The organism is Streptomyces sp. A18, from assembly GCF_059026065.1.
Genome location: NZ_JBWLKL010000007.1, coordinates 194181 through 207288, shown reverse-complemented (window position 1 = coordinate 207288; position 13108 = coordinate 194181). Strand labels below are relative to the sequence as shown.

The following is a 13108-nucleotide window of genomic DNA, read 5'->3' as shown; positions in this document are numbered from 1 at the left end:
AGGGGAGTTGAGGCGGGACTAACGACCGACCTTCCGCTTGTTCCAGACGTCGAAGCCGACGGCGGCCAGCAGCACCAGGCCCTTGATGACCTGCTGGTAGTCGGTGCCGATGTTGACCAGGGACATGCCGTTGTTCAGGACGCCGAGCACCAGGCCGCCGATCACGGCGCCCATCACCGTGCCGACGCCGCCGCTCATCGACGCGCCGCCGATGAACGAGGCCGCGATCGCCTCGAGTTCGAAGTTCAGGCCCGCCTGCGGAGTGCCCGCGTTCAGGCGCGCCGCGTACACACAGCCCGCGAGCGCGGCGAGCACACCCATGTTCACGAAGATCAAGAAGGTGACGCGCTTGTCCTTGACGCCGGACAGCTTCGCCGCCGCCTTGTTGCCGCCCAGCGCGTACACGTGGCGTCCGACCACGGCGTTGCGCATCACGTAGCCGAGAGCGATGAGCAGGCCGCACATGATGAGCAGGACGACGGGCACGCCGTGGAAGCTCGCGAGGGTCAGCGTGAAGGCGACGACGGCCGCGGTGATCGCGACCAGCTTGGCCGCCCACAGGCCCGTCGGCATCACATCGAGGTCATAGGCCAACTGCTGCTTGCGGCTGCGCCATTCGCGGAAGAGCAGGAACGCCACCGTCACGAGACCGAGCACCAGCGTCGGGTTGTGGTACTGCGTGTACGGGCCCATCTCGGGGATGAACCCCTTGGCTATGTTCTGGAAGCCCTCGGGGAACGGCGAGAGCGACTGGCCCTCCAGGACGATCTGGGTGAGACCGCGGAAGAGCAGCATGCCGGCAAGGGTCACGATGAACGACGGGATCCCGACGTACGCGATGAAGAAGCCCTGCCACGCGCCCGCGACCGCGCCGATCAGGAGCGACAGGACGAGCGCGAGCACCCAGGGCATGTCGTGCTTGACCATCATCACCGCCGACATGGCGCCGACGAAGGCGACAAGTGAGCCGACGGACAGGTCGATGTGGCCGGCGATGATGACGATCATCATGCCGATGGCCAGGATGAGGATGTAGCCGTTCTGCTGGATCAGGTTCGAGACGTTGTTCGGCAGGAGCAGCGTGCCGTCGGTCCAGATCTGGAACAGGATGACGATGAAGGCCAGGGCGACGAGCATGCCGTACTGGCGCATGTTCGAGCGCACGCTCTGCAGCAGCAGATCGCGGGCGGACTCCTTGGCGGACGGTGTGGACGAGGTGTCACGTGGTGGCGTGGTCGTGGTGGTCATCGCGGATGCCTCAGCTTCTGTTCTTGGTCATGTGGCGCATCAGGAGTTCCTGCGTGGCGTCCGCGCGGTCGACCTCACCGGTCAGCCTGCCCTCGGCCATCGTGTAGATCCGGTCGCACATCCCGAGCAGTTCGGGCAGTTCGGAGGAGATGAACAGCACCGCCTTGCCCGAGGCCGCCAGCTTGTCGATGACGGTGTAGATCTCGTACTTGGCGCCGACGTCGATGCCGCGCGTCGGCTCGTCGAGGATCAGGACCTCGGGGTCGGCATGGATCCACTTGCTCAGGACGACCTTCTGCTGATTGCCGCCGGAGAGCCGCCCCACCTGCTCGAAGACGGTGGGGGCCTTGATGTTCATCGACTTGCGGTACCGCTCGGCGACGGAGCGTTCGTGGTGCTCGTCGACAAAGCCGCCCCCTCGCCGCATGCCCGGCAGCGAGGCCAGGGAGATGTTGCGGTTGATGTTGTCGATGAGGTTCAGGCCGTACTGCTTGCGGTCCTCGGTGACGTACGCGATCCCCGCGTCGACCGCCGCGGGCACGGTCTTCGTCACGACCTCGCGCCCGTTGACGGCCACCGTGCCGGCGACGTACTGACCGTAGGAGCGCCCGAAGACGGACATCGCGAGCTCCGTGCGGCCCGCGCCCATCAGGCCCGCGATGCCGACGATCTCGCCGCGCCGCACGGTCAGCGACACGTCGTCGACGACCTTGCGCTGGTGATCGACCGGATGCCGCACCGTCCAGCCCCGCACGGACAGGGCGAGAGATCCCGCGTCATCGCCTTCGTAGGGCGTGCGGTCGGGGAAGCGGTTGTCGAGGTCGCGGCCGACCATGCCGCGGATGATGCGGTCCTCCGACAACTGTGGGTCGGACTCCGGGTTCTCACGGACCGTCAGGGTCTCGATGGTCTGCCCGTCGCGCAGGATCGTCACCGAGTCGGTGATGGCCCGGATCTCGTTCAGCTTGTGCGAGATGATGATGCAGGCGATGCCCTGGGCGCGCAGCTCCAGGATGAGGTCGAGCAGCTTGGCGCTGTCCCCGTCGTTGAGCGCGGCCGTCGGCTCGTCCAGGATGAGCAGCTTCACCTCCTTCGACAGGGCCTTGGCGATCTCCACGAGCTGCTGCTTGCCCACGCCGATGTCGGCCACCGGAGTCTGCGGCTTCTCGCTCAGGCCGACCCGCTTGAGCAGCGCGCTCGCCCTGCGCAGCGTGTCGTTCCAGTCGATGAAGCCCCGGGTGCTCTGTTCGTTGCCGAGGAAGATGTTCTCGGCGATGGACAGATACGGGACGAGCGCCAGCTCCTGATGGATGATGACGATGCCGCGCTTCTCGCTGGCGCGGATGTCCTTGAAGGCCATCCGCTCGCCCTCGAAGTGGATCTCGCCGTCGTAGCTGCCGTGCTCGTGGACGCCGCTGAGGACCTTCATCAGCGTCGACTTGCCCGCGCCGTTCTCGCCGCAGATCGCGTGGATCTCCCCGGCGCCCACGGTCAGGTTCACGTTGGAGAGCGCTTTGACGCCGGGGAACGTCTTGGTGATCCCGCGCATCTCCAGTACGGGCGCGCTCACTTGAGCTGCCCAGCCTTGAAGTAGCCCTCGTCCACCAGGAGTTGGGTGTTGGATTTGTCGATGCTGACCGGGTCGAGGAGGAAGGACGGAACGGTCTTCTTGCCGTTGTTGTAGTCCTTCGTGTTGTTGACCTTCGGCTTCTTGTCGTTCAGGACCGCGTCGCCCATGGACACCGTCTGCGCGGCCAGCTTGCGGGTGTCCTTGAACACCGTCTGCGTCTGCTCGCCGCGGATGATGGACTTCACCGAAGCGAGCTCCGCGTCCTGCCCGGTGATCACCGGCAGCGGCTGGCTCTTGGAGCCGTACCCCGCGCTCTTCAGCGCGGAGATGATGCCGATCGAGATCCCGTCGTACGGCGAGAGGACCGCGTCGACCTTCGCCGAGCCGTAGTTCTTGCTGATCAGATCGTCCATGCGCTTCTGCGCGGTGCCGCCGTCCCAGCGCAGCGTGGTGGCCTGGTTCATCTTCGTCTGCTTGCTGCGGACGACGAGCTGGCCGCTCTCGAAGTACGGCTGGAGCACCTTCATGGCGCCGTTCCAGAAGTACTTGGTGTTGTTGTCGTCGGGCGAGCCCGCGAAGAGCTCGATGTTCTTCGCGTCGCCGCCCTTCTCCGGCTTGCCCAGCTTCAGTTTGTCGACGATGTACTGGGCTTCCAGGCGGCCGACGCGCTCGTTGTCGAACGACGCGTAGTAGTCGACGTTCTCCGTGCCGAGGATGAGGCGGTCGTACGAGATCACGGGGATGCCCGCGTCGGCCGCGCGCTGCAGGACCTCGGAGAGCGCGGATCCGTCGATGGCGGCGACCACCAGGAGGCTGCGCCCCTTGGTGATCATGTTCTCCAGCTGGGCGATCTGGTTCTCGACCTTGTCGTCGCCGTACTGCAGATCGGTCTTGTACCCGGCCTTCTGGAACTGCTTCGCCATGTTGTTGCCGTCGGCTATCCACCGCTCGGAGGACTTCGTGGGCATCGCGAGGCCGATGGTGCTGCCTCTGCCCTCGTCCGGCTTGTAGCGGCTGCCGCCGATGGCCTCCTGACCGCAGGCGGTCAGCGAGCCGAGGAGCACGGCGGTGGCCACGGCTGCGGTGAGACGCGCTTTTCTGGATATGCGGGTGCTCATGGGTCAGTCCCCTTCCGGGACGGGGAAGCGCTGGAGCTCGCCGGGCAGGCGGGAGCCGAGCGGCGACATTCCGCCGTCCGCGCCGTGCCGTGCGAGCAGGTCGAGTGCGAGACGTCCGCGGCGGACCCGCTCGCGAGCGGTGGCCAGGGTGTGGTCGCGCAGGTGGGCACCGTAGGGATAGATGCCGGGTGACTTGCTCAGGCCGAACTTGAGGTAGAGCGGGGCGCCGCGCCGGATCAGCTCGGCCGCCTCGTACATCCGGACGTAGCCGCCCAGGTCGTCGGGTGCCTCGACGTACAGGTCCATCGGGGCGCGGCTCGCCCGGCGGATCTCCGTGATGTGGTCCAGGGTGAGGTCGGAGGGGATGTTGAGGGAGTCGGCGCCGAGCCGCTCGTAGACCGCGTACGAGGCCGGGTTGACCGGGCCGATCAGGGCCGACACCTTGAACGTGGTGTCGGCGGGCAGCACCCCCGCGACCCGCAGCCGGTGCAGCGTCCACAGCACGCCCTCGTCGGCGACGAGCAGGCAGCGCGCCCCCAACTCCGTTGCGCGGACGGCGTCTTCGACGCATCCGGCGAGCGCTTCATGGCCGCGCGAGCGCAGCCCGCCGCCGCCGGAGTCGGTGCGGGTCGCGGCGCCGATGTCCCAGGTGCCGCGCGGCCCGGTGAACAGGCAGAGCTCGATGTCCCGTTCGGCGCAGGCCTCGACCATCTCGGTGATCTCGTCGTCGGAGAGCATCCAGATCCCGCTGCCCTGACTGATCCGGTGGATCGGCACGTCGAGCCGTGAGCTCTCCTTGAGCACGACGGCGAGCGCTTCGGGCCCCTCCACGGAGGGGATCTCGGTGCGCCAGGTGCCGCCGTCGGGGAACGCGTACGCGGACGCGTCGGCCGGGTCGATGGCGGGCACGGGGTGCCCGATGCGGGCAAGGGCGTCGACGCCGGGGCGGCGGGGTGCTGACGGGCTGGTCACGGGACTCCCATACGCTGTGAATGACGCTGTGTTCGGTATTTCGTACGTTGGTCGGTTCAAGGAGTACGTCTTACGGCGCCTGAGGTGCCTCGGGCGCTTTGGGTCTCTCAGGGGCGCAAGAGCACCTTCCCGGTCTTCGGGTCGCCGCCGCCGACCAGCGCGACGGCCTCGGCGAAGCGCTCCAGCGGGAACTCGTGCGAGATGAGCGGCGCCGGTTGGAGCAGACCGAGCCCGAACGCCCGGACCGCGTCCGTCCACGCCGATGACGGCGCGCCGAAGACGCTGCGCACCTCCAGCTGGCTCAGCGAGAGATGCACCGGATCGATGCCGACGGCACCCGGAGTGAACATGCCGGTCAGCACCACCCGGCCGCCCCTGCGCGCGAGCAGGCAGGACGAGGCGGCCGTGCCGTGCGCGCCCGCGGTCTCCACGATCAGGTCGAAACGGCCGCGGTACGCCTCCGATTCGGCGGGCGTCAGACTCTCGCTCGCCCCGAAGTCAAGGGCCTGCCGACCGCGTTCGGCCCGCGGGTCGATCACGGCGAGCTCGCCGGGCGACGACGCGGCGAGCAGCTGTACCGCGAGCATCCCGAGGGTGCCCGCGCCGACCACCGCGATCCGCTCGCCGGGCCGCGGCCGTCCCGTCCGTACCGCGCCGGCGATCACGGCGGCGGGTTCGAGGAGAGCGGCTGCGGCCAGGTCCGCGTCCGGGGGGAGGAGGTGCAGCAGGCGCGCGGGTACGGCCACGTGGTCGGCGAAGGCGCCGGGCTCGGTGAATCCGGTCTCCGCGTACCCGCCGCCGCACAGGCTCGTCTCCCCGCAGCGGCACCGCTCACAGGTGCCGCAGGCTCGGAACCCCTCGGCGACCGTCTTCTGCCCGATCAGCGCGGGGTCGACGCCCTCGCCGACCGCCTCGACGGTGCCCGACCACTCGTGCCCGGGGGTCACGGGATAGCGCACGTAGGCGGGATCCCGGTGACCGTCGTACACCTCGCGGTCGCTCATGCAGATCCCGGCGGCGGCCACCCGGACCAGGACCTCACCCGGGCCTGGCTCGGGCCGCGGGCCGGCCGTGAGCCGGTGCGAGCCGGGACGGTCGACTACGATCGCGCGCGACGACGGGCCGCTGCTCACTTCCCGGCCGCCTTGGGGGCGCGCTTCTCCCAGCCCTCGGCCCACAGGTCGAACCGCGCCTGCTGCTGCGGGAACTCGGCCGCCGCGTCCGTGTCGAGCTCGACGCCGAGGCCCGGCTCGTGCGACACCTCGAAGTAGCCGTCGACCACCTGGGGCGCGCCCTTGACCACCTTCTTGATCTCCGCGTCCGCGAAGTCGTTGAAGTGCTCCAGGATCTTGAAGTTGGGCGTGCAGGCGGCGAGTTGCAGCGAGGCCGCCGTGAGCACCGAGCCGCCGACGTTGTGCGGGGCGATCAGGGTGTAGTGCGTCTCCGCGGTCGCGGCCAGCTTGCGGGTCTCCAGGATGCCGCCGATGTGGCCGAGGTCCGGCTGGATGATGTCGGCGGCCTGGGACTCGAACAGCTCGCGGAACTCGATCCGGTCGTGGATGCGCTCACCGGTGGCGATCGGCATGTCCACCTTGGCGGCGACCTTCTCCAGGGCCTTGAGGTTCTCCGGCGGCACCGGCTCCTCCAGCCAAGCGGGCCTGAACCGCGCCATGTCCTTCGCGAGACGCACCGCCGTGGACGGGCTGAACCGCCCGTGCATCTCCAGCATCAGCTCGGCGTCCGGACCGATCGCGTCCCGTACCGCCTCGATCAGCGAGACCGCGTAGGACGTGCCCGCCTGGTCGAGCTCGAAGTGCCCGGTCCCGAACGGGTCGATCTTCAGGGCGCGGTAGCCGCGCTCGACCACGGCCAGAGCGGCCTTGTGGTACGCCTCCGGAGTGCGCTCGGTGGTGTACCAGCCGTTCGCGTACGCCTTGACCTTGTCGGTCACCTTCCCGCCGAGCAGCTGCCAGACGGGCACCCCGAGGGCCTTGCCCTTGATGTCCCAGCAGGCCATCTCCACGCAGGCGATGCCCGACATGACGATCTCGCCGGCCCGGCCGTAGTCGCCGTACTTCATCCTCCGCACGAGGTCCTCGACCGCGAACGGGTCGGACCCCACGATGTGGTTGGCCGCCGCCTCCTGGAGGTAGCCGAGCAGCGCGTCGGTGCGGCCGAGCATGCGGGTCTCGCCGACGCCGGTGAGACCTTCGTCGGTGTGGACCTGGACGTAGGTGAGATTGCGCCACGGCGTCCCCACCACGTGCGTGCTGATTCCCGTAATACGCAAGGCAGTTGCCCCTTGGTTGTTCGGTATTTCGTCACACGTTCGAAATGTTGGCGTGACCGTATTCACGCAGGCGGCAGGGTGTCAATGGGTCGCGCCAAACGGTCTTGGGTCGGTCTCGGACCCGCATGTGTGCCCCTCAGGCCGTTGCGCCGCGAACGTCGCTGTGTCTAGCCTGTGTTCGTCATATCGATCGTTGACCGAAGTTTCGGACGCCGCGGCGGACGCGACATCGGACGCACGGGGTGGGAGGCCGACCATGGGACGACTCGTTCCCGCGGTGACCAGGGCGCTGGACATACTGGAATTGTTCCTGGAGGGCGAAGGGACACTGTCCGCCCCCGAGGTCACGCGCAGACTCCAGCTGCCGCGCACCACCGTGCACGAACTGCTCACCACCCTTGCCGCCCGCTCGTACCTTGTCCAGATCCCGGACCAGACGGGCCGCTACCGCCTGGGCGTACGCGCCTACCAGCTCGGCAGTCGGTACGCGGAGCAGCTGGACCTGGCCGCCGAGGGCCAGCAGGTGGCGCGCGAGGTCGCCGAGACCTGCGACGAGACGGTCCACGTGGCGGTCCTGGAGGACACGGACGTCATCTACATCGCCAAGGTGGACTCCACGCACGCCGTGCGCATGGTCTCCGCCGCGGGCCGCAAACTGCCCGCCCACTGCACGTCGGTCGGCAAGATGCTGCTCGCCTCACTGCCCCCGACGGATCTCGAATCCCGCCTGGCGGGGCGGGAGTTGGTGGCGATGACGCAGAACAGCATCACGGAGCCGGAGGCGCTCCTCGCCGCGCTCGCCGACATCCGGGAGCGCGGCGTCGCCGCCGAACACCGCGAGTCCAACCCGGACGTGAGCTGCGTGGCCGCCCCGGTCCGTGACGGCGCGGGTCACGTCGTCGCGGCGCTCTCCATCTCCGTGCCGATGATCCGGTGGAGCGAGCAGCGCGAGGAAGAACTCGCCGAGCTGGCGGCGAAGGGCGCGGGCGACCTCTCGGAGCGCCTGGGACACCGCGGCGGACGCTAGTGCGTCACTCGGCCCTTCGTCGACTCAGCTCCCCGACTCCAGGTCCAGGAGCCGCTGCTTGGCCTCAAGGCCGCCCGCGTACCCGGTCAGCGAGCCGTCGGCGCCGATGACCCGATGGCAGGGGCGGACGACGAGCAGGGGGTTGCGCCCGATCGCCGTGCCCAGGGCGCGGACCGCGGCGCGCGAGATGCCGAGCCGCGCGGCGAGCTTCCCGTACGTGGTGGTCGTGCCGTACGGGAGCGTGTCGAGGGCGTGCCAGACCCGCTCCTGGAAGTCGGTGCCGACGCCGCTCACGTACTCGACGTCGAAGTGCCGGCGCGTCCCCTCGAAGTACGCACGCAGCTGCCCGGCGATCACGGCGAAGGCCTCGTCGTCGCGCACCCACCCGTCCTGGACGACGGCGCCGCCCTTCTGACCCGGCATGGACAGCGAGGCCAGCGCGGTGCCGCCGTTCGCGGTGGCCGACTCCTCGCCGACCAGCAGCAGCTCGCCCAGCGGGCTGTCGATGGTCGTGAAGACGGCCTTGGTCATGACCTTGGTCATCAGATGCTCCCTGTTTCCCGGTGACACCCCCAAGTCTGCGGGGTGCGCCGATGTCCGGCTGGCGGGATTCGGACGTGGCGCTCACACGGGACCGGCGGCGGGCGTCAAGGTCAGGAGAGCGCCGCTCGTACGGTCGGCGGCGGGCCCGGTCTCCAGCAGGATCTCACCGGGTTCCACGACCCACTCCAGCGTGCGGTCCAGCGAGGTCAGGGTATCCGCCCCGACGACGAAGGCGACCTCGGCCTCTTCACCTGGGGCCAGGTCCACACGGGCGAAGCCGCCCAGCTCACGGATGCGCGGCCAGGAGCTTGAGCCCGTCAGGCGGCGCACGTAGAGCTGCACGGTCTCCCGCACGGCCCGCGCCCCCGTGTTCGTCACCGCGACCGTGCAGGTGAGCGCCGGATCGGTGAGCGGAACCTCGGTACGGGAGAGCCGGGGCTCCCCGTACTCGACGGTCGTGTACGAGAGCCCGTGGCCGAAGGCGTGCAGCGCGGTGGCGGGCTGGTCCGCGTAGCCCCGGTAACCGTGGTCCTTGGCGTTGTAGAACACCGGGAGCTGGGCGGCCGAGCGCGGCACGGAGACGGGCAGCCGCCCCACGGGCTCCGCGCGCCCGAAGAGCACGTCGGCGACCGCCCGCCCTCCCCACGGCCCCGGATACCAGGCCGAGAGCACGGCACGAGCCCGCCCGACCGGCTCCGGCACGGCATGCGGACGACCCTGGACGAGGACCACGACCACGGGGGTGCCGGTGGCGGCCACGGCATCGAGGAGCGCCAACTGCCCCTCCGGAAGGCGCAGTTCGGCCAGGTCGACCCCCTCGCCGCACGTCATGCCCACCGGAGCGCCGGAAGTCACGACAGCAGCCCCATTGCTGTCGAAACCGGTGTCGGCCTCCCGCGCGCTGGAGCCACCGAGCACGAGTACGGCGGTATCGGCGCCGGCGGCCAGCGCCACCGCGTCCGCGATGCCGCCGCGGTCGCCGCCCGTCAGCTCGCAGCCCCGTGCGTACGTCACCTCGACTCCCGGTGGCGCCACCGCCTCGATCCCGCCGAGGACGGTGAGGCCGGTGCCGGGGCGCTGCGGCGCGGTGTAGTCGCCGAGCTGCTGGGAGAGCGAGTCGGCATTGGGGCCGATGACGGCGATCCGGGACGGCTCGGCCAGGGGGAGCGTCGCCCCGTCATGGCTGAGCAGGACGATGGACTCGCGCGCCAGGCGCTCGCCCAACTCGTCCAGAGCGGGGGAGTGTTCAGGCGCCGGGGAGTCCTGGTCGACGTAGGGCCGCTCGAAGAGACCCAGGCGGAACTTCAGGGCGAGGACGCGGGCGACCGCGGCGTCCAGGGCCTGCTCGGCGACCAGGCCCCGCTCCACCGCCTCCGCGAGCCGCGGGAAGCAGCCGTCCCACAGGCTCAGGTCCGTGCCCGCGTCCAGGGCGAGCGCGCCCGCGGCCACCGGGTCACCGGCGAGGCGTACGAGACGGTCGAGTGCGCACCCGTCGGCCATGACCAGGCCCGTGAACCCCCAGCGCTCACGCAGGAGACCGGTGAGCAGCTCACGGCTCGCCGCGCACGGCAGGCCGTCGAACTCGTTGTACGCGGCCATGACGCCCGCCGCTCCGGCGCGGACCCCGGCCCGCGCCGCCACCAGGTGGATCTCGTGGAGTTCGCGCGGGCCGAGCTCCGTGGCCGCGCTGTTGCGGCCGCCGATGGTCGCGCCCTGCCCGGCGAAGTGCTTGAGCACGACCGCGGCCCGGTCGGGGCCGAACCTGGCGTCGTCGCCCTGCATGCCCCGCACCAGCGCCTCGGTGAAGCGCGCCGCCAGATAGGGGTCCTCGCCGAAGCACTCCTCCGCCCGGCCCCAGCGCGGATCCCGCACGAGATCGAGCGCCGAGACCAGGGCGACATGGCCGCCACGGGCACGCAGCTCGCGTGCCGCGCCCGCCGCGGCGGCCTCGTACAGATCCGGGTCCCAGGTCGCGCCCACCGCGAGATTCACCGGGAGGACCGTGCCGTCCAGGGCCTGATGGCCGTGCGGGACCTCCTCGACGAGGAGGACCGGGATGCCGAGCCGGGTGTTCGCCATGACGTGCCGCTGCACCGAGTCGGCGACCCGCGCCGCGTCCGCGGCCGTGATGCCGTCCGCGAACGTCACCCCCGACCACGGGTCGGCGCGCTGGAGTCCGTACAGCGCGCCCATCCCGTCGAACGCGGCCACCTCGGCGCGGAAGGCGTCCGTCAGGCGGTGTCCTTCGGGCGTCCGCTCGTACGCGTGCCAGCCGTACATCCGCTGGTTGACCTGGCCCACCTTCTCGGTGAGCGTCATCCGCGCCAGCAGGTCGCGCACCCGGTCGGCTACCGGGGCGCCCGCCTCCCGGTACAGCGGCGCGCTCATCGCTGTTCGAGGACGCGCACGCCGAACGGGACGAGCCGCACCTCCGCCACCGCCTCACCCGTCACCAGGTCGTGCAGCGGACCGTCCACCGCGGGACGCACCGTCAGCTCTTCGTCCGACTGGCTGACCAGCCACACGAACCGCCGCCCGTCCTCGTGCACCAGGGAATCCGCCGATACGTAGGGGCTGTCGACCGTCACCGGCCGCCGCACGCCCGCGAGTTGGGCCAGCGCCGCGTACAGGCGGTGCGTCTGCTCCGGGTTCACTCGGGCCGTCCGCGCGGCCATGTGCTCAAGGGGGTAGGTGGCCAGGACCGTACGGCCGCGCCCTGTCTCGTTCACGAGGAGCGCGGGGCGGCCGTGTGCGTCCTTCGCCACGACCCGCGCGTCCGTCGGGACGACCGGCAGGTAGGCGCGGCTGTCCTCGTTGCCCGCCACGGGGAAGGTGAGCGTCTCGCCCGCCGCGATCCCGCCGAACTCCTCGGTGAAGGTCACTTCAAGGACGTCGTCCTCGATGGGTTCGGCCACCCCATAGGTGAGCTGGAGCTCGACGCCGAACAGCCCGTCCAGGTCGTCGAACCACGGGCCGCGCGTTCCCGGGTGCTCGCCGGAGCAGAACGACAGGTACACGGTGGCCCCCTCGCAGGCCCGCCGCTCGAGCTCGCGCCGCGTCCGGGTCGTCAACTGCCGGGTGGACGGCAGGAGGTAGAGCGCCGCGTCGCCGGGCATGCCGTCCGCTTCCCGCGTGAGAGCCACGGGGAGATCGGCCCCGCGCGCGGCGACGTACCCCTGGTGGAGCGACGTGAAGATCAGGGGGCGGTCGGCCGGCCGGCTGTAGGGGTAGCCGCGCTCCAGGAACGCGGGCACGACCAGCGCCGCGTCCGCGTCCGAGCGGCGGCAGCGGGCGAAGTCCACCTGCTCCAACACCTGGGAGAACGCGGCGAGTTCGACGAGCGGAGCCTTCGGGGCGCCCGTGCCGTCCGTGATGCCGAAGTGCATCTCGAAGGGGTGGTGGTCGTACGGCGACTGGTCCCAGAGGTCGTCGTAGTCGGTGTTGTTCCAGGCCATCCAGCCGGTCGCGCCGCCCAGGAGCGAGTTGTGGAGCGTCTGGCGGTAGTAGATGCCCGCGTTCTCGGCCGACACGGTGTCCGTCGAGAGCCCGAACTCCTCCAGGATCACCGGCTGTTCGGTGACCCCCGCCAGCTCGCACTCGAAGGCGGCACGGTAGTGCTGGCGTACGCGGTCCGTGTCGGATCGGTAGACGTGCGGGCCCACGAAGTCGACGTACTCGGCCGTGTCGCGCAGCGAGAAGCCGTTGTCGCGGCCCGTCACCTCGATGCCCCACGCGCCGTCGCCGAGCGACACCGGCTGCGTGCCGCCCGCCGCGCGCACCGCGTCGCACATGAACTGCGTCCAGGCGGTGACGACATCGCTCGACGGCGGGTCCACCTGGTAGATGCGGCCGTACCCCGGCATCTCATTGGTGATGAGCCAGCCGGTGACCGCCGCGTGGTCCTTGAAGCGGCGCGTCATCTGCGAGACGAACCACGCCTGGCGGCCGACCAGCCACACGTCCTCGTAGAGGTCGCGGCCCCCGCGCCACGCCGGGTCCCAGTTCTCGCCGGACATGTGCCCCACGATGAAAGTGGGCACGGTGCCCATCCCCAACTCGATGTGCGCGTCCAGGAAGTCACGGAAGCGCTCGCACAACTCCTCGTCGATGCGGTGCGGTTCGGGGTGGAAGTCCGGCCAGTAGAAGAAGGAGCGGGTCATCGTCAGGCCGTGCTCACGCAGCACGGTCAGTTCTTCACGAACTGTCTTCGGGTCGTAGTTCCGCCACATCAGCGGACCGCCGGTGCGGGACCAGAAGTTGGCGCCTATCCAGGGCAGGACGGCGGAGTCATGGGTGAGCTGGGCGCTGTGGCGTCGCATGGTGGTACTCAGGTCTTTCCG

The 13108-nt window shown here is 70.1% G+C and carries 10 protein-coding genes; 1 reads left to right on the top strand and 9 read right to left on the bottom strand.

Annotation, left to right across the window (positions count from 1 at the left end; genetic code table 11):
* Positions 1-18: 18 nt before the first annotated feature.
* The 6 genes from mmsB to AC5P1C_RS14680 all read right to left on the bottom strand — a co-directional run bounded on the left by mmsB (position 19) and on the right by AC5P1C_RS14680 (position 7198).
* The gene (gene mmsB / locus AC5P1C_RS14705) at positions 19-1248 is read right to left on the bottom strand and encodes a multiple monosaccharide ABC transporter permease (protein WP_493866237.1); all 1230 of its coding nucleotides are present in this window, start codon (positions 1246-1248) and stop codon (positions 19-21) included.
* Positions 1249-1258: 10 nt separating this feature from the next.
* Positions 1259-2797, bottom strand: a complete 1539-nt coding sequence (mmsA, locus tag AC5P1C_RS14700) for a multiple monosaccharide ABC transporter ATP-binding protein (protein ID WP_493866346.1) — start codon at positions 2795-2797, stop codon at positions 1259-1261.
* A gap of 17 nt (positions 2798-2814) precedes the next feature.
* Positions 2815-3936, bottom strand: a complete 1122-nt coding sequence (gene chvE, locus AC5P1C_RS14695) for a multiple monosaccharide ABC transporter substrate-binding protein (RefSeq protein WP_493866236.1) — start codon at positions 3934-3936, stop codon at positions 2815-2817.
* A 3-nt stretch (positions 3937-3939) separates the two neighbouring features.
* On the bottom strand, positions 3940-4908 hold the full coding sequence (locus tag AC5P1C_RS14690; protein ID WP_493866235.1) for a hypothetical protein: 969 nt from the start codon (positions 4906-4908) through the stop codon (positions 3940-3942).
* A gap of 107 nt (positions 4909-5015) precedes the next feature.
* Positions 5016-6041, bottom strand: a complete 1026-nt coding sequence (locus tag AC5P1C_RS14685; protein WP_493866234.1) for a zinc-dependent alcohol dehydrogenase — start codon at positions 6039-6041, stop codon at positions 5016-5018.
* Positions 6038-7198 (bottom strand): mandelate racemase/muconate lactonizing enzyme family protein, encoded by a 1161-nt coding sequence (locus tag AC5P1C_RS14680; protein WP_493866233.1) that lies wholly within the window; start codon positions 7196-7198, stop codon positions 6038-6040. The genes AC5P1C_RS14685 and AC5P1C_RS14680 overlap by 4 nt, the downstream gene beginning before the upstream one ends.
* A 256-nt stretch (positions 7199-7454) precedes the next feature.
* Between AC5P1C_RS14680 and AC5P1C_RS14675 the strand changes: the two genes are divergently transcribed.
* The gene (locus AC5P1C_RS14675) at positions 7455-8225 is read left to right on the top strand and encodes an IclR family transcriptional regulator (protein ID WP_493866232.1); all 771 of its coding nucleotides are present in this window, start codon (positions 7455-7457) and stop codon (positions 8223-8225) included.
* Positions 8226-8249: 24 nt separating this feature from the next.
* Here AC5P1C_RS14675 and AC5P1C_RS14670 read toward each other — a convergent pair whose 3' ends face one another.
* The 3 genes from AC5P1C_RS14670 to AC5P1C_RS14660 form a co-directional block, all read right to left on the bottom strand.
* A complete protein-coding gene (locus tag AC5P1C_RS14670) occupies positions 8250-8768 on the bottom strand; it encodes a methylated-DNA--[protein]-cysteine S-methyltransferase (protein ID WP_493866231.1) in 519 nt (172 codons plus the stop codon).
* Between the two features lie 81 nt (positions 8769-8849).
* Entirely contained in the window at positions 8850-11156 is a 2307-nt protein-coding gene (locus AC5P1C_RS14665) for a glycoside hydrolase family 3 N-terminal domain-containing protein (RefSeq protein WP_493866230.1), read from the bottom strand.
* Positions 11153-13087, bottom strand: coding sequence for a glycoside hydrolase 5 family protein (locus AC5P1C_RS14660; protein ID WP_493866229.1), 1935 nt, complete (start codon positions 13085-13087; stop codon positions 11153-11155). Before AC5P1C_RS14660 ends, AC5P1C_RS14665 begins: the two co-directional genes overlap by 4 nt.
* Positions 13088-13108 lie beyond the last annotated feature (21 nt).

Excerpts from the sequence above, each read along its gene's own strand:
- mmsB (WP_493866237.1), bottom strand. The coding sequence starts at position 1,248 with ATGACCACCACGACCACGCCACCACGTGACACCTCGTCCACACCGTCC.
- mmsA (WP_493866346.1), bottom strand. The coding sequence starts at position 2,797 with ATGCGCGGGATCACCAAGACGTTCCCCGGCGTCAAAGCGCTCTCCAAC.
- chvE (WP_493866236.1), bottom strand. The coding sequence starts at position 3,936 with ATGAGCACCCGCATATCCAGAAAAGCGCGTCTCACCGCAGCCGTGGCC.
- AC5P1C_RS14675 (WP_493866232.1), top strand. The coding sequence starts at position 7,455 with ATGGGACGACTCGTTCCCGCGGTGACCAGGGCGCTGGACATACTGGAA.
- AC5P1C_RS14670 (WP_493866231.1), bottom strand. The coding sequence starts at position 8,768 with ATGACCAAGGTCATGACCAAGGCCGTCTTCACGACCATCGACAGCCCG.
- AC5P1C_RS14665 (WP_493866230.1), bottom strand. The coding sequence starts at position 11,156 with ATGAGCGCGCCGCTGTACCGGGAGGCGGGCGCCCCGGTAGCCGACCGG.
- AC5P1C_RS14660 (WP_493866229.1), bottom strand. The coding sequence starts at position 13,087 with ATGCGACGCCACAGCGCCCAGCTCACCCATGACTCCGCCGTCCTGCCC.